At 52.7% G+C, this 16,605-nt stretch carries 15 protein-coding genes; 5 read left to right on the forward strand and 10 right to left on the reverse strand.

Going from position 1 to position 16,605, the window contains the following annotated elements; all coding sequences use genetic code 11:
• On the forward strand, positions 1 to 749 hold a 749-nt coding region (locus EDI29_RS04660), incomplete at its 5' end, for a LysR substrate-binding domain-containing protein (RefSeq protein ID WP_206664356.1).
• A 210-nt stretch (positions 750 to 959) separates the two neighbouring features.
• Positions 960 to 1,088 carry an entericidin A/B family lipoprotein gene (locus tag EDI29_RS04665; RefSeq protein ID WP_039347108.1) on the forward strand — a complete coding sequence of 43 codons (129 nt, stop codon included), beginning with the start codon at positions 960 to 962 and terminating at the stop codon, positions 1,086 to 1,088.
• Positions 1,089 to 1,181: 93 nt separating this feature from the next.
• Here EDI29_RS04665 and EDI29_RS04670 read toward each other — a convergent pair whose 3' ends face one another.
• From EDI29_RS04670 to aas, 3 genes are read right to left on the reverse strand one after another with little or no spacing between them, the layout of a single operon-like run.
• The gene (locus tag EDI29_RS04670; RefSeq protein ID WP_137739944.1) at positions 1,182 to 1,637 is read right to left on the reverse strand and encodes a GNAT family N-acetyltransferase; all 456 of its coding nucleotides are present in this window, start codon (positions 1,635 to 1,637) and stop codon (positions 1,182 to 1,184) included.
• An 11-nt stretch (positions 1,638 to 1,648) separates the two neighbouring features.
• Positions 1,649 to 2,872: a lysophospholipid transporter LplT gene (gene lplT, locus EDI29_RS04675; protein ID WP_137739945.1), complete on the reverse strand. Its 1,224-nt coding sequence runs from the start codon at positions 2,870 to 2,872 to the stop codon at positions 1,649 to 1,651.
• Complete coding sequence (gene aas / locus EDI29_RS04680; RefSeq protein ID WP_103160673.1) at positions 2,869 to 5,040, reverse strand: bifunctional acyl-ACP--phospholipid O-acyltransferase/long-chain-fatty-acid--ACP ligase; 2,172 nt, start codon at positions 5,038 to 5,040, stop codon at positions 2,869 to 2,871. Before aas ends, lplT begins: the two co-directional genes overlap by 4 nt.
• 633 nt (positions 5,041 to 5,673) lie before the next feature.
• Between aas and EDI29_RS04685 the strand changes: the two genes are divergently transcribed.
• Positions 5,674 to 7,329 carry a methyl-accepting chemotaxis protein gene (locus tag EDI29_RS04685; RefSeq protein WP_137739946.1) on the forward strand — a complete coding sequence of 552 codons (1,656 nt, stop codon included), beginning with the start codon at positions 5,674 to 5,676 and terminating at the stop codon, positions 7,327 to 7,329.
• Between the two features lie 42 nt (positions 7,330 to 7,371).
• On the opposite strand, the gene EDI29_RS04690 is transcribed toward EDI29_RS04685, so the two are convergent.
• The 5 genes from EDI29_RS04690 to EDI29_RS04710 form a co-directional block, all read right to left on the reverse strand.
• Complete coding sequence (locus tag EDI29_RS04690) at positions 7,372 to 7,824, reverse strand: GNAT family N-acetyltransferase (RefSeq protein ID WP_180999007.1); 453 nt, start codon at positions 7,822 to 7,824, stop codon at positions 7,372 to 7,374.
• 62 nt (positions 7,825 to 7,886) lie between these two features.
• The gene (locus EDI29_RS04695; RefSeq protein WP_103160671.1) at positions 7,887 to 8,654 is read right to left on the reverse strand and encodes an FCD domain-containing protein; all 768 of its coding nucleotides are present in this window, start codon (positions 8,652 to 8,654) and stop codon (positions 7,887 to 7,889) included.
• Between the two features lie 89 nt (positions 8,655 to 8,743).
• Positions 8,744 to 9,061: a PTS sugar transporter subunit IIB gene (locus EDI29_RS04700; RefSeq protein WP_048262149.1), complete on the reverse strand. Its 318-nt coding sequence runs from the start codon at positions 9,059 to 9,061 to the stop codon at positions 8,744 to 8,746.
• Between the two features lie 29 nt (positions 9,062 to 9,090).
• Positions 9,091 to 10,527, reverse strand: coding sequence for a glycoside hydrolase family 1 protein (locus EDI29_RS04705; RefSeq protein WP_137739947.1), 1,437 nt, complete (start codon positions 10,525 to 10,527; stop codon positions 9,091 to 9,093).
• Between the two features lie 24 nt (positions 10,528 to 10,551).
• Entirely contained in the window at positions 10,552 to 11,889 is a 1,338-nt protein-coding gene (locus EDI29_RS04710; RefSeq protein WP_102117277.1) for a PTS sugar transporter subunit IIC, read from the reverse strand.
• A gap of 253 nt (positions 11,890 to 12,142) precedes the next feature.
• On the opposite strand from EDI29_RS04710, the gene EDI29_RS04715 reads away from it, so the two are divergent.
• Together EDI29_RS04715 and EDI29_RS04720 are read left to right on the forward strand one after the other, a co-directional pair.
• On the forward strand, positions 12,143 to 12,487 hold the full coding sequence (locus tag EDI29_RS04715; protein ID WP_103160668.1) for a PTS lactose/cellobiose transporter subunit IIA: 345 nt from the start codon (positions 12,143 to 12,145) through the stop codon (positions 12,485 to 12,487).
• 120 nt (positions 12,488 to 12,607) lie between these two features.
• Complete coding sequence (locus EDI29_RS04720) at positions 12,608 to 13,621, forward strand: LacI family DNA-binding transcriptional regulator (RefSeq protein ID WP_137739948.1); 1,014 nt, start codon at positions 12,608 to 12,610, stop codon at positions 13,619 to 13,621.
• Between the two features lie 60 nt (positions 13,622 to 13,681).
• On the opposite strand, the gene EDI29_RS04725 is transcribed toward EDI29_RS04720, so the two are convergent.
• Both EDI29_RS04725 and pyk read right to left on the reverse strand, forming a co-directional pair.
• The gene (locus tag EDI29_RS04725) at positions 13,682 to 14,836 is read right to left on the reverse strand and encodes a CdaR family transcriptional regulator (RefSeq protein ID WP_137739949.1); all 1,155 of its coding nucleotides are present in this window, start codon (positions 14,834 to 14,836) and stop codon (positions 13,682 to 13,684) included.
• 325 nt (positions 14,837 to 15,161) lie between these two features.
• The gene (gene pyk, locus EDI29_RS04730) at positions 15,162 to 16,604 is read right to left on the reverse strand and encodes a pyruvate kinase (protein WP_137739950.1); all 1,443 of its coding nucleotides are present in this window, start codon (positions 16,602 to 16,604) and stop codon (positions 15,162 to 15,164) included.
• Position 16,605 lies beyond the last annotated feature (1 nt).

Below are 16,605 nucleotides of genomic sequence, written 5' to 3' on the forward strand. Positions count from 1 at the left end.
TGTTAAACCGCACAACTCGTAGCGTGGCACCAACCGCTGCGGGACAGCGGCTTCTTGCGCGCCTGGCACCAGCTCTCGGCGAGATTGCTGAAGGCATCGAAGCTCTTGCCGAAGAACGGGGCAACCCCTCCGGCGTCGTCAGAATCAACACCCACGGCAGTGCCGCCCTCCTGCATGTGGTGCCCAGGCTAAGAGCGTTGCGCGAGGCCCATCCCGGCATCGTCATTGACCTCGCCGTAAACGACGGCTTGGTCGACATCGTGGCTGACGGATTTGACGCTGGAATTCGCTACGGAGAGCAGTTGGCTCGTGACATGGTTGCCGTTCGCATCGGGCGAGAAGTTCGCACGGCAGTTGTTGCGGCACCGGAATACCTTGCAGACCGCCCGGCGATCCGATCGCCGTCAGACCTTCTCCAGCACGACTGCCTATCTTGGCATCTCCGGACACAGGGAGAGCAATTGCGATGGCAGTTTCTACAGGACGGACAAAAGCTCAGCGTGAAGGTCAGACCTGTGTTCATGGCCAACGATTTCAGCATCCTGATGGCTGCTGCTCTGTCGGGATCGGGACTGGCTTACCTTCTGAAGGAACAGGTTATTGAGCACCTGAACAGCGGCCAGCTTATCGAGGTGCTGCCCGACTACTCGGTGCCGCACGAAGCCTGTTATCTCTACTACCCGGATCGAAGGCAAATGCGTCCGGCGATGCGGGCTGTCATCGATATTTTGAAAGACGCAGATCCTTAATAACAGACGTGCCACTTTTTATTGGTGACAATCAGGCTTAGCCAGCAGATCCCTGTTTACCTGACACATAAGCCGCAACATAATCTCAAACGATATCAGCCAGTTCAGGCCATGCGAGAATTGAATTTTTACCTGCGGTTATGACACAGTAGAAACCTATCAACATCTTTCTATCAAACCCTGTTTATCAACCACCTGCGGGTAACGATGATGAAACGTATAACAACAATCGTAGTAGCATTGCTGGTCACAGCAACATTGAGCGGCTGTAATACCACGCGCGGCTTTGGTCAGGACGTGCAAAAACTGGGTAGTAAAATCTCGCACGCCGCGAGCTAACCTACCGTCAAATAACAAAAAACCGGCAAGACGCTATGCCGGTTTTTTGTTTACGCCGCGGTATCTATTCCTTCCGCAGCACGCTCGATCCCCTCAGAACGCCGACAGCATATCAATGTGTGGAATGCCGTCTTCGTCGTATACCTCGCCGGTCGCCACAAAGCCAAACGCGCCGTAGAACGTTTGCAGATGAGCCTGTGCAGACAGGAAAAGGTGCTTTTGCGGCCAGTGACGTGCGCAGGCAATCAGCGCGTGTTCCATCAGTTGATGCCCCAGATGTTGTCCGCGAGCGTGTGGCGCGACAATCACGCGACCAATCGTTACCACATCATTGTTCGGATGCGGAGCGAGCAGCCTGGCATAGGCGGCCAGCTTACCATCGCGGTACGCCGCAATATGACGATTACCTTCAACCAGATCGCGCCCATCAATATCCAGATAGGGGCAGGTTTGCTCAACTACGAATACCTGACTGCGCAACGCCAGTATGTCATGCAGTGCATACACATTAAGGTCTGTCACATCCCAGTCATGCCATATCAGACTCATTTTCACCCTTCCTATTCTGCACTGGCGGAACGCGCACGGCGCTTAGCCAGAATCAGCCATACCCACAGCAACGCAATCGACAACGCAAACAAGACGCCAAAGCCTATCCCAATCGCGATAACCGAGACGCCCAGTTTCACCACCAGAGAATAGAGCCCCAGCATTAGCAGCATAGCGCCGTTTTCACCCAGATTCTGTACGGCGATTGCATTACCCGCGCCGACGCTGGCCTTCCCCCGTTCCTGCAACAGCGCATTGAGCGGGACAATAAAGAACCCACCGAGCGCCCCCAGCAGAATCAGCAGGGAATAAGCGCTCATAAGATTATGCTGAAGCGTGAAAATCACCACCACCACGCCGATCAAGAACCCCGCAGGCAAGCAGCGCCGTACGTTATCAAGCGTAACCAGTTTGGCAGCGCCCCCCGCCCCCAGCACAATCCCAACGGCGACCATTGCATTAAGCAGCGTCGGCGTCGCGTTATCGGTAATCCCAAGCGCATGTGGCACCCACAGCACCAGCAGAAAGCGCAGCGTCACACCCGCTCCCCAGAACATGCTGGTGCCGATCAACGAAAGCCGGGCATCGCCATCACGCCACAGCACCCGACAGGCGGAAAAGAAGCTGCCCGCCATCTGTACCGGATGCCACGGCTGCCCTGGACGCGCGGCGTTGAGATGTGGGATCAGCATATTCGCCCCCAGCGCTATGCCGTAAGCCACCGCGCAAACTGACAGCGCGCCGTAAATGTTCCAGTCTGCCAGCACGCCCCCTGCGACGGAGCCAGTCAGGATCGCGGCAATGGTCGAGGCTTCCATCAAACCGTTGGCTTTTACCAACTGATCGCCACGTGTGATCTCACCCAGAATGCCGTATTTCGCAGGGGAATACGCGGCGGCACCAATGCCCACCAGCGTGTATCCCAGAAACGGGTTACCGCCCACGCAAATCAGCAGCGCGCCCGCCAGTTTCAGGGTATTGGCGAACATCATTACCCGTCCTTTGGCAAAGCTATCCGCTATTTGCCCGACAAACGGTGCTAAAACGATGTATGCCGCCACAAACCCCATCTGCAAAAACGGCTGGCTCCAGTCGGGATACACCAGCTGTTTGATCAGCGCTAGCGTGGCAAACAGCAGCGCGTTATCGCCAAACGCGGAGAAGAACTGCGCGATAATCACCGCGCTCATACTGCGCGACAGCAAAGGCGTCGCGGGTTCAGTCTGTTGGCTCATGCATTCGGCTCCGACGCGTTAGTTACGGACTCTTCGGCCATCTGGCGCAGCGTAACAAAATCAGGCTTGCCGCTGCCGAGTAACGGTAACGCTTTCACATAGCGAATATCGCGCGGTACTGCCAGTTCCGGCACACCGCTGCTGCGGGCTTGTGCAAGCAGCACATCACGGGTTATCTGGCTGTCCGTGGTAAACAACACCAGCGCCTCACCTTTGCTGCTGTCGCTTTTCGCACTCGCGGCATGCTGCGCCTCCGGCGACACCTTCACTGCCAGTTGTTCCACGCTTTCGAGTGAGACCATCTCGCCTGCCAGCTTGGCAAACCGCTTCACACGGCCGATGATGGTGCAGAACCCTCTTTCGTCCAGCTCCACAATATCGCCAGTGTCATACCAACCCTGCTGCAATTCGCCTTCTGCATTCTCTGCCGCAGGCGCTTCGAGCACGCCGGGGTTTTCCACCCGCAGATAGCCTTTCATGATATTCGGCCCACGCAGTTGCAGACGACCACCGCGCGTGATGCCCGGTACCGTAATCAAACGCGATTCAATTTCCGGCAATAGCAGGCCGACGGAATGGATTTTGGTCGCCATCGGCACGTTGATTGCCACCACTGGCGCACATTCGGTCACGCCATACCCTTCGAGGATGCGGATACCAAATTTGTCCTGCCAGACCTGACGCGTGGTTTCCGACAGCTTTTCTGCCCCCGCAACCACATAACGCAGACGAGCAAAATCATACGGATGGGCGAAGCGTGCATAGTTGCCTAAAAACGTAGACGTACCAAACAGCACGGTGCAGTTCTGGTCGTAAACCAGCTCCGGCACGATGCGGTAGTGCAGTGGACTAGGGTAAAGAAACACACGCGCGCCCGTCATCAACGGGGTTAACAGACCAACCGTCAGGCCAAACGCATGGAACAGCGGCAGCGCGGACATAAAGCGGTCACGCGGCGTGAAATCCGCTACGGTGCGAATCTGCTCGACGTTTGCCAGCAGGCTGTCGTGGGAATGCACCACGCCTTTCGGATTCCCCTCGGAACCCGAGGTAAACAGCACGATGGCTGCATCATCAGGTTTCTGCGGCAGCATCGCGCGGGCAGGAAACAGCAGATGAAACACAATCCACAGCTTATCGGCCAGCGTCACGGTGTCTTTCAAATCTTCCAGATAAACCCAGTTAGCCTCGCTGACCTGCTTCGGCAGCTCCGTCAACTTGCCTTTTTCAAGAAACTGGCGAGACGTGACGATCGTTTTGATCCCCGCCGCTTTCATCGCACTTTGTAGCCCTTTCGCGCCCGCCGTGTAATTCAGCATGGCGGGAATGCGGTTACGCAGCGATGCACCCAGAATGGATGCAGCAGTGATGGTCGCATTGGGCAACAGCATACCGACATGCTCATCTGCACGGGTGAAGCGCTGTAAAATGCGCGAGACACCCAGCGATTTTTTCAATAAACCTTGATAGCTGTCTTCATTGAATGAGATATCCGCAATACTGGCGGAGTGCCGCCCGTAGCGGGTTCTCGCCGCCAGAAAGGCCTGATACAGCGTATGCTGCGGACGCGTTTCCATGCGCGCCTTCATCATAATCTGGTGCAAACGTTCACCGGCCAGTGCACGACGCGCTCTGGCGCTGCTGGCTTCCGGCATCGGCAATGTGGTCGGAGGCAAATACGTGATAGTGATTTGTGGGAGGCAGCGGCGTTTAAATACGCCCGCCAGTCGACCAAACGGCGTGAACTCGGCACCCTCGATACGCACGGGGATGATCGTTGCCCCTGATTTCGCCGCGACAAACGCCGCGCCGCTGTAAATCTTCATCAGCGATCCGGTGACGCTAATACGTCCCTCAGGGAAAACAACGACAGGCTGGCCGCGTTCGATCACTTTAATCAACCCCTTGATCGCCAGAGGTTTGGTCGGATCTAACGGTACAAAATCGATATAAGGCTTCAGCCAGCGCATAAACCAGCGATCGGAAATGGAGGAATACACGGCAAAGACGGGTTTTATCGGTAAGAACAACGCTAGCAGAACACCATCAAGAAAAGAGACGTGATTGGGGGTGATGAGCAATTTGGATTGCTGGAATTGGCTGCTGTCGCCCTCGATCCGGATGCGGTACAGACGCTGGAACACCCAACGTAACAGGGTATAAATCATGCCTTCTCCCAATAGACAGATAAACGGGTAGCTTGCTGAGGCGCAAACCACCGAGCGATACGTCAAAATACTACATACTCATCAGACTTCAAGCGACGGATATACGGCTTAACGCGAAGATTGCCGTCGGCACATCATTCACCTAGCATTAATCGCGCTGGAGATAACGAAAGCGGGGAATTCAGGCAAAAAAAAACCTACGCATCCGCGTAGGTTGGTGTAATCAAATGATTTCAATGTACAGAGCACATTGATATATCACCAATCAATACCTCTGGGACTTGTTACTCTAAGGATCGCCACTTATCTTCACCAGCAATGAATCGAAAGAGTTATTCTATAAGTGCAACCAACTGTAAAATTCTAGCGAATCATGTAAGGCAATCGCCTTCTTTGCGCCCTTCCACCAGATAAATGCCGTTATTTTCCTCTAAAAGTTCCTTTTCTCTCCGATTCCACTTTTTCACCATTTTCCCGTCCGATCACATTTCCTGATTTTTTATCGGTAAATGACCACTCAAACAAAGGGGTGTTAGTCCACTTTTTCAACAGAATCAATCAGAAAGTGAGGAGTAGGATCGCGGAGTCTGCATGGGGCAGACGCTGAATTTAACCAGGTGTGTGTAACAAATAATGAAGAACTACAAAATAGGTACCCGACTGGCCGGCGGCTTTGGCCTGCTTATTGCACTTTCGCTGGCTATGCTGACCAGCGGTATTTACCAACTTAACCAGGTATCCAGCAGTACACAACAGATGATGCAAGAGCCGCTGCGCAAAGAAAGGCTGGCATCGGACTGGCATGCCACGCTCGTCGCTGGTGTCCAGCGCAGTATGGCGGTAGCACGCAGCAATGACGATTCGCTGGTTGAGCTATTTGCCGCCGAAAACACCCGTGCCAGTAAGGAAAGTGGTAAACGGCAGGAGGATTTTGCCGGACTGATCTCTACGCCGGAAGAAAAAGCCTTGTTTGATAAAGTCGGCGAATACCGTCAGGCCTATATCAAAAAGCGCGATGCAATTATCACGGAAAAAGGCGCGGGTAATTTCGATCGTGCCAGAACATTGTTCGACAACGAGTTCGTTCCGGCTTCCAATGGCTATCTGGCAAGCGTTGAAGCGCTGCGCGATCATCAGCGCGCCAGTATCGACAAAATGGGACAAGATATTAACACTGGCGCAAGCCGTGGCGATCTCATCCTTGCCGTCACAGGCGCACTGAGTGCCATCATCGGCGTTCTGATCGCCTGGGTGCTCACACGCAGTATCGTGCAACCGCTGTCGCGCGCCGTACAGGCTACGCAAGCCGTCGCGGCGGGCGATCTCACGCATAATGTGCAGCCTGAAGGACGCGATGAAGCCGCGCAACTGCTGCACGCCCTGCAAGATATGACCGTGCGCCTGCGCTCTATCGTTGGCGAAGTTCGTCAAGGGTCTGAATCCATCGCCGGGGCGTCTTCACAACTTGCCGCGGGTAATATCGACCTTTCCAGCCGCACAGAAGAACAGGCCAGCGCGCTACAGGAAACCGCCGCTTCCATTGAGCAGTTAAGTTCGACGGTAAGGCAAAATGCCGATAACGCCCGTCAGGCCAACCAGCTAGCGCAATCGACCACGCAGCAAGCGCAGTCAGGTGGGCAACTGGTGACGGAAGTGGTGGAAACCATGGGCGCGATCGACTCTTCATCGAAGAAAATCGTCGATATCATCGGCGTCATCGATAGCATCGCGTTCCAGACCAACATTCTGGCACTGAATGCCGCCGTAGAAGCCGCACGGGCAGGTGAGCAAGGCCGCGGTTTCGCCGTGGTCGCCAGTGAAGTACGCAGTCTGGCACAACGCAGTGCCTCTGCGGCTAAAGAGATTAAGGAGTTGATCGATCGCTCTGTTCAAACCGTGGAAGCGGGCAACCGATTGGTGGTACAGGCGGGCGCATCGATACAGGACATCGTTAACGGCGTGCGTAAGGTCAGCGATCTGGTCGGCGAGATCAGCTCTGCCAGCAACGAACAAACGATGGGTATTGAGCAGGTAAACGTCGCGGTGAACCAGATGGAAGTAACCACCCAGCAGAATGCGTCGCTGGTAAACGAAGCGTCGGCCGCTACGCAGTCTCTACAACAGCAAGCCGCACAGTTGGCCGAGACGGTCAGCCAGTTCCGTTTAGGCAGCAGCCATCAGATCGCCCGCACGCCAACGGTGACCCCATCGTTACCCCTACAACCTGCGCTGAGCGCACCGGGTAAAAGTGCTGCCATAGCAGGTGAAGGTGACTGGACATCGTTCTGACGCGCCCTCTTAGTCACGTTTCTATGCAGACTAAGAGACAGCCTACAGCGGCTGGTGATACAGCCGCACGGCTTTGTCTGGGTAATCCAGTCCCTCGCCGATGTAACGCCAGCCGTGCTTTTCGTAATAGCCGCTAAACGTGGCGTACAAATAAAGGTCATCAAAGCCCGCGCGACGGCAAAAATCTATAACGTGCCGTTGCAGCGCCACACCCAGTCCTTTATCACGAAAACTTTCTTCCACATACAGCGATGCCAGCCAGGGCGTAAGGTCCTGTCGGCTGATTAAGTCACAGCGCCAGAGCCCCACCGTCCCGACTAAACGCTCCCCCTCCAGTGCGATAAACGTCAGCGGCAGCGCCGCAGGATTCAGGCTATTTCGCACCACGCTAGCAAAGAATTCGCGGCTATTCTGGCTACCGAATGCCTGCCATATCCAGTCGACCACCTGCTCCTGATGCTGGGGATAATCCGCCAGATAAACGATATTCGCCACAGCCGTGTCTGCCAAAACAACGTTTCTCAAAGGAATGTCTGTCAAAGGAATATCCGCCATGACTACACCAGTTTCCCCTGGAAAATCGGTACAGAATCAAACAAATAGCCGTCGAACTCCGGCGCGTCAGCGTCAGAGATTTCCATCAGCGTATTTTTGACATTTTCGAGGTGCTGCCACATTGCCTGATAAGAGCCAGACACATCGCGACGCCGCAGTGCCGCCAGAATAGCCTGATGATCCGCCAGCCATTTCAGGCGATAGCCCTGCGTGCCAACATGGGTGTAAAGCTGCTGCCAGAGCGCGTTATCGTCACGACACGCCCAGATATTGCTGACCGTTTCCAGCAGCATCTGGTTTTGCGTCGCTCCGGCAATTTGCAGATGGAACAGGCGATCGAAATCGCCACGGTAATCTTTTCCGGCAATCGCGGCCTGCTCTTGTTCCAGCGTCTTACGCAGGTTTTCGATATCCGCCCGCGTTGCCATGCGTGCCGCAAACGCCGCGATGTTGCTTTCCAGCAGTTGGCGTGCCTGTAGCATTTCAAACGCGCCGATATGATTCTTGGCGCTGTCTGCCGCGTCATCTTCATCGGGAATACGCAGGACATAAACCCCAGACCCCTGACGAATATCGACCGTGCCTTCCAGCTCAAGCATCAGTAGCGCTTCGCGCACTATAGTGCGGCTAACGCCATAGGTTTCCGCAATATTTCGTTCAGGAGGAAGACGCGATCCGACGGGGTAGTCCCCTGATTGAATCTTCTGGCGCAAATCACAGCCAATTTCCTGATATTGCTTCTTCTCTTGCAGAACCACATCCTTCGCCACGCTTTCACCCTACATACACTGTCGTCCTGAATGCGGACGTCAGGCCCGCACGATTTATGCCCACCACGTACTGACGTCGTAGCGGGACATTAGTCTACCAAACTCAGCGCCTGATCCAGTACTTTTGCACCATTTAATGTGCCGTAGGCCACGGGATCGATCACTGCGATAGGGATCTGATAGCTATCCGTTAGCTTTTTATTTTCGTTAAGTTTGAAGCGCACCTGCGGCCCCAATAGAACCGCAATAATATCGCTGCCGAACTCCTGCAATTCATCCCGCAAATTTTGTTCCGGGATCGCGTAGATCTTAAATGCCATTCCCCGCGCTTCCGCTTCCTTCTCCATTTTGGTGACCACCAGTGAGGTCGACATGCCTGCCGAGCAGGCCAGTACGATTCTTTTCATATTCCATTCCTCATTTTGGTTATCTGCGCCTATTTATCTTCATCATCCAGCGTCAATTCAAGCCGACGCGTATCGTGCAGCTGACGAAACCAACCAGCAGATTTTTTCGGTCTTCGCTGCCGATCCTGTTCCAGGTCGATTTCGATCAATCCGTAGCGGTTTTTAAATGCGTTCATCGGCGAAACATTATCGGTAAACGCCCACAGCATGTAGCCGCGGCAGTTTGCCCCCTCTTCCTTCGCCTTCAACGTCCAGTAAAGGTGTTCAGCAATAAACGCGATGCGGTAATCGTCCTGAATCACGCCCGCGTCGTCTTTAAAGCGCGCTTCGTTCTCGATACCGATACCATTTTCCGCCACAAACCACGGTGCATTGCCGTAGTCGCGCTCTATGCGTTTCGCCATGTCGTAAATGATTTTGGGATTGATCTCCCAGCCACGGGAGGTGTTCATACGACGTCCCGGTAGCTCAAAATGCTCGTAGTAATAAGCCGGATGGAACGGGGTCTCCTTGTTCCATTCACGGCTAGGTGCTTTTACCCGATGCGGGTAATACAGGTTGATTCCTACCTCATCGACCGTGTTGTCGCGAATGATCGCCAGCTCTTCTTCCGTGTAATCCCAGTTCACCTGATGCTGAGCCAGTAGCGCGATCAGTTCCGCCGGATATTCCCCTTTTAACGCCGGATCGAGGAAAACCCGGTTATAGAACAGATCGTAAAGGTGTGCCGCTTTCACATCGTGCGCCGCACGGGATCGCGGATACGTGACTTCGGGATTGAGGATCACGCCAATCGATCCGCCGTCCAGGTCATACCCTTGTTGCCGAAACTGCTGCACCACTTTTGCCGTCGCCAGATTCTTGTGGTGATTCCACTGCATCCACGTGTGCGTGTTCTGCTCATAAGGGTAGCGTAGCGCGTCCAGATAAACGCGCGCCTGCACCACAATTGGCTCATTGAAGGTAAACCAGCGCTTCACTTTTCCGGTATAGCGAGCGAAAACCGCATCGGCGTACAGCACAAACCATTCCACCACCTGCTTTGATGACCAGCCCTGATACTTCTCCAGCAGGCAGGCGGGCAGTTCGTAGTGTTCAAGGCAGATCATCGGTTCGATCCCCTGCCGGTGCATTTCATCCAGCAGATTGTCAATGTAGGCTGCGTACTCCTCGTCAACGATGCCTTTCTCATAATCCAACATGAAGCGTGACCAATTGATCGACGTACGATAGTGCGTCAGCCCCGCCAACTTCATCAGCGCGACATCTTCCCGATAGCGGTTAAAGAAGTCCGTCGCTTTCGCCGGGCCATACCCGTTATGCCAGACCTGACGATCCTGCTTGTACCAGAGATCCAGATAGGAATCCTGCCCTGCTTTCTTGCCGCTCCACCCTTCCGTTTGCCATGCCGATGCCGCCGCACCCAGAATAAAATCAGGTGGAATAGCCAGTGAAACCTTACTCATGCGTTACCTCTCTTCTTGCCCGTTTCAGGCTTTTTCCGCTGCGGCCTGCTTTTCCGCTTCCAACTGCGCCAGTTCAGCACGACGGGACGCCACTTTGACAAACGGCAGATAGATCAGCATCGCAACGATGATGCACACAATCTGCGTCGCAACCGCCCCCATTGAGCCCGCCGTCGACAGCCAGGCGTTGATGATCGGCGGGGTCGTCCACGGCACCATCACCACGGCTTTGCCCGCAAAGCCCATACTGGTGGCGAAATAACCAATCGTACCGGTCACTAGCGGCGTGATAATGAAGGGAATAGCCAGAATCGGGTTGAGCATAATCGGCATACCAAAAATCACCGGCTCATTAATATTGAACACGCTGGGGCCGAAAGAGATTTTGGCAATCTCTTTCATCTCTTTGCGTTTAGACGCAATCATCACCGCCAGCAGCAGGCCAATGGTCAGGCCGGAACCGCCGATGCTCATGTACACATCCCAGAACGGCATAGTGATAATGTTCGGTATCTCATGCCCCTGTTCGAACGCGGTCATGTTGACGGCAATCGCCCCCAGCAATAGCGGTTCACGAATTGGTTTAATCATCTGGTTGCCGTGAATCCCGATCACCCAGAACAGCTGAGCGACAAACATCAGCACCAGCAAACCGGGCAGGCTTTGCACTACGGATTCCAGCGGCTGCTGTACGACTTTATAAACGGCATCATACAGATACATACCCGTCACGCGGTGAAACACAAACCCAAAGGTGGCAATCGCAACCACCGTGATGATGGAAGGAAATAGCGCGGAAAAAGAGGCGGCGACGTTGGGCGGCACGCTGTCCGGCATTTTAATCTGCAACCGATCAATATTTTGCAGCTTGGTATACATCTCGACCGACAGGATGGCGATGAACATCCCCAGAAACAGGCTTTTGGTATCAGAGAACTGCTTCGCCAGCACGTCTTTCACCACCATCATCTGCCCGTTGACGGCCATTTCGATCGTGGTTGGCGTGACGGCAATAAAACAAATCACCGCCAACAAGCCGGGAAACAGCCCGCGTGAACCGTTAATTTTCCCAAGTTCGATACCAATCAGGAAGACGGCACCGATAGTCAGAAAGCTGAGCGTGGCGTAGTTAATGCCGCTCATAATCGGTTTAAGTTCCGCCAGAAATGAAAACATGGAAAAACTGGCCAGACCATTTTTCGGGTCCATTACCATATTGGAAATCAGAACGGAAAACGCCCCGACGATAATGACTGGCATCAGCGTAATAAAGGATGCCTTAATCGCCATAATGTAACGCAGGCTATTAAACTTATTGGCAAAGGAGCCCAATGAATCAATCAGTTGGTCCTTAAATGACATAACACCACCTCTTTGATCATCATATTGTTATATCGCGTGTAACACGCGGGATGGCCGTTACGCGCAGGGTAAATGCAGGTACCGCGCTTTCGCGTTTGGCATACCAAAAATCAACCATAATGAATTATTTTTCTGTGACACGATTCTCACAAGACAATATTGGAATTCCAATATGATGAAAATGTGATTTTTGGCATACCATAAATTCTCAGCCCGCTTAGGCTGTTTTCCTGACAGCGATAAGGAAACCACGATGAAAGACACAGAGAACCTCCCTGCATTTGATATGGAACAAACCGTGATGGAACTGCTGATCAACGCGGGTGAAGCGCGATCAAACGCCATGATGGCCATTCAGGCCTCACGCCAGCGAGAGTGGCAACAGGCGGACGATCTGCTCGCCGCGTCACAAGAAGCGGCTCGTGCCGCTCACCGCGTGCAAACACGGCTGATCGGTTTGGATGAAGGAGAAGGAAAGGTGCCCGTCAATCTGATCATGGTGCATGCGCAGGATCATCTGATGACTGCCATGCTCTGCCGGGATTTGGCGGAAGAGATTGTCTTGCTACGCCGTGAAATGGCTGCATCACAAAATTAACAAAATCTGATTGAGAAACGAACATCAGGCGTTAAATCCGGCAATATGCCTGTGGTAATATGTCGTAACAAGGATGGATAGGCGCTTCAGCCCGTCATCATACTCAATTAAGGTGCAGCGATGAAAACCATGCTTGAGGTGGCGAAGCGCGCAGGCGTGTCTAAAGCGACGGTATCCAGAGTGCTAAACGGCACCGGTCAGGTCAAACAGGCAACACGCGATGCCGTATTTCAGGCGATGGATGAACTCGGCTACCGTCCTAATTTTCTAGCGCGTTCTCTGGCTCGCCGTACCTCAAACAGCATTGGTCTCGTTATCTCCAATTTTGACGGTCCCTATTTTGGCCGTCTGCTGCGCCGTGCGACGGATATCGCGGAAAACCACGGTAAACACCTCATCGTGACCGACGGACACGATACGCCGGAAGATGAACAGAGTGCGGTGCAACTTCTGTCTGACAGGCAATGCGACGCGATTATTCTCTATACCCGCTATATGTCCGAAGCGGACCTCATGACGCTGCTGAATACGCTGACCATTCCGATGATCGTGATGAATCGCGATCTGCCGCAGGCGCGGGAGCGCTGCATTTTCTTCCGCCAGCAGCAGGCCGCATTTGACGTGGTAAATTACCTGATCGAACAAGGTCACCGTGAGATCGCCTGCATCACCGCACCGATGCAAACGCCGACAGCACGGGCACGGCTCGCAGGCTATCAGCAAGCCTTAATCGCCCACCAGATCGACGTTGACCCGCGTAGGGTGGCACATGGAACTAGCCTGGTTGCCAGCGGCTATCAGGCTGCACAGCAGTTGCTGAATAACGGCATCAGCTTTAGTGCGCTGTTTGTCAGCAACGATCACATGGCGATTGGCGCAATGAAAGCGCTGTACGAAGCGGGGAAAAGATTGCCGCAGGATGTCTCCATTTTCGGCTTTGACGATGAACCCTGCGCAACCTACCTGCACCCTTCACTTTCTACCGTTTACATGCCGATCGAAGAAATGGCCGCCACCGCGATTACGCAAGTACTGGATCTGATTGCAGGCAAAGACGTTAAACCACTGCAACCTTTTACTGGCGAACTGAAGCTACGTGAGTCGGTACAGAAAGGGCCGTACTTTACCGTGTAATAGTATCGGCTCAGACACTTCAGCACGTCATTACCATAGTGAACGTTCCCGTTTCACGCTTTAGTCATCGTCCAGCTGTACCGCGACGTAAAGCAAAAAACGATCGTCAAAATTTGCCAGATTGAGTCCTGTCAGTTCAGAAATACGCCGCAGTCGGTATTCCAGCGTATTTTTATGAATATAGAGTGCATTCGCGGTGACAGCGGCCTGTAAATTATGCCTGAACCAGGTATGCAGCGTTTTTCTGAATACCCCATTGTTATCCATCGCTTTGAGACGCCGTAGTGGACGTACCAGTTCGTTGGCCTGCCATCCTCCACGTAGGCTATCAAGCAGGACAGGTAACTCCATATCCTGATAGCAGTAGCATGGTGTTTCTGGCATGCGCTGCTTACCCACTTTCATGGTCGTTTTTGCCGTATGGTATGAACGTTCAACACCGCCGTCACCGGGGAAAAAGTTGCCTAATGCCAGACGTACACGCAGAGAACTTCCTTCTTGCAGCCGATGATATAATTTCTCCATCCGCCGTTTATGTTCTTCAGGTTCCCACCGTTCAGCATGGATAAACGCAGGCTTAAGTACCACCATCTCCGTCAGAGAGACTATCGCCATCAGGTCGTCTTTATCGGTTTCCATCAACAGTGACTGCAATTGCTGGAGTTCTGTCATCGCGGTGCTGACCCCCAGTTGCCCGCTGTCCAATTCAACAACCATCGCAATCCGAGGCTTTTGCAGATCGACCCCTAATCGCTGCGCCCATTCGCACTGTGTGGCTGAATAGGCAGAACTGCGCACCAGACTGAGTACCAACTCTTCTCGCAAACGGCTATTTTGTGCCAGTAGTTGGAGTAATCGCGCCTGTTCCAGCATCATTTCCGCCGTCATACAGACCAATTCGCCATACTGACGCAACCTCGTCGGCGTCCCCGTTAGCCCGATCACGCCGACAATATTCCCATTCAAGCGTAGCGGCAGATTAACACCAGGCCTGACACCCTGTAGCATGTGCACGGATGCGTCATCAATATTAACAATGCGTTCCTGCGTGAGCGCTAACAGTGCACCTTCATGTATTTCGCCAACACGCTCCTTATCACCACTACCGATAATTCGCCCTCGTGCATCCATGACATTCACATTGCAATCAATAATCTGCATTGTCCTCGTCACAATAGAGCACGCCAATTTATCATCAAAATCATAGTCAGCCATAAATTACCCCCGGCGTAGGTGGCATAAAATATAACGTGAAAATTAAGTTTTCATTTAATATCTATTTATCGTCATCACATTTCACGTTAATAAAACCACGCCAATCATTATTATAAAAAAGGAAAAAGCCACTCATTGTTTCCCGACGGGAGTGAAAATCAACTTTAATTAGTTAAATTAGCTGTTAGCAATTATTTATTATCGTCAACATAAAAAACCAAATAAAACCATCAATAAAAATGAATTAAAAGGTATTTTATACCTGAAATAATTAACATTTCAGGTACATAATCAATGTATCTTTAATTTAACAAATGACGATATATTAGGAGACCCGCATGATACGGCAAGTATTTGAGCTACCAACCAGACTCATTTGATCGCCCTGGGTAAGCAGCACTAAATCTCCAGACGCCAGATAACCTTTTTCACGCAATAACGTAATGGCATCATGCGCAGCCGCAACCCCCTCGGCTTTGCTAGCAAAAAATAGCGGTGTTACACCACGATAGAGTGCCGCGAGATTCAGCGTCTTCTCATGACGGGACAGCGCAAAAATCGGTAAGCCCGACGTAATACGTGAGGTCATCCGTGCAGTGCGCCCGGATTCGGTCATGGTGACAATCGCTTTTACACCTTTGAGGTGGTTTGCTGCATACATGGCCGACATAGCGATTGTTTCTTCAACATTATCGAACTCAACGTCAAGCCGGTGCTTAGACACGGTGACCTTAGGCTCTTTTTCCGCTCCCAGACACACTTTCGCCATCGCGATGACCGTTTCTTCCGGGTAGCTCCCCGCGGCGGTTTCTGCCGACAGCATGACGGCATCAGTACCATCCAGCACGGCATTCGCGACATCCATCACTTCAGCACGCGTTGGCATCGGGCTGGCAATCATCGACTCCATCATTTGCGTCGCCGTAATCACAACGCGATTAAGACGACGAGCTCGTTGGATCAGCGCTTTCTGCACGCCGACCAGCGCGGCATCACCAATCTCTACTCCCAGATCGCCACGCGCTACCATTACCACATCAGATGCCAGAATGATGTCATCCATGCATTCCGGCGTAGCAACCGCCTCAGCCCGTTCAACCTTCGCCACAATGGCGGCCTGACAACCCGCCTCACGCGCCAGTTGGCGAGCATAACGGAGATCGTCACCATTACGTGGGAATGACACGGCCAGAAAATCGACGTTAATCTTGGCGGCAACCAAAATATCGGCTTTATCTTTCTCGGTCAGAGCATCAGCAGATAACCCACCGCCCAGTTTGTTAACCCCTTTATTATTGGATAAGACACCGCCGACGGTAACGAGAGTGGTAATTTTTTCATCTGCCACGCCCATGACTTTTAACTGAACGCGACCATCATCCAGCAGCAAAATATCGCCGGGTACAACATCGTTTGGCAGGTTTTTATAATCGATACCAACCTGATGATTATCACCTAGCCCTCTTTCCAGGCGGGCATCAAGAATAAACGTATCGCCAACATTCAAAAAAACCTTACCCTCTTTGAACGTTGACACTCTGATTTTAGGCCCCTGTAAATCCCCTAAAATCGCCACGTGTTTATCAAGTTTACGTGCAATATTACGAATTTTTTCGGCGCGAATAATATGATCGTCCGATGTCCCATGGGAAAAATTAAATCGAACAACATTTACGCCCGCTCTAATGATTTTTTCCAGATTATCATCACGATCGGTGGCTGGCCCCAGTGTTGCAACAATTTTTGTTCTTCTTAAAAACGCAGTCATT

This window comes from Pectobacterium polonicum, assembly GCF_005497185.1.
Classification (GTDB): Bacteria; Pseudomonadota; Gammaproteobacteria; order Enterobacterales; family Enterobacteriaceae; genus Pectobacterium; species Pectobacterium polonicum.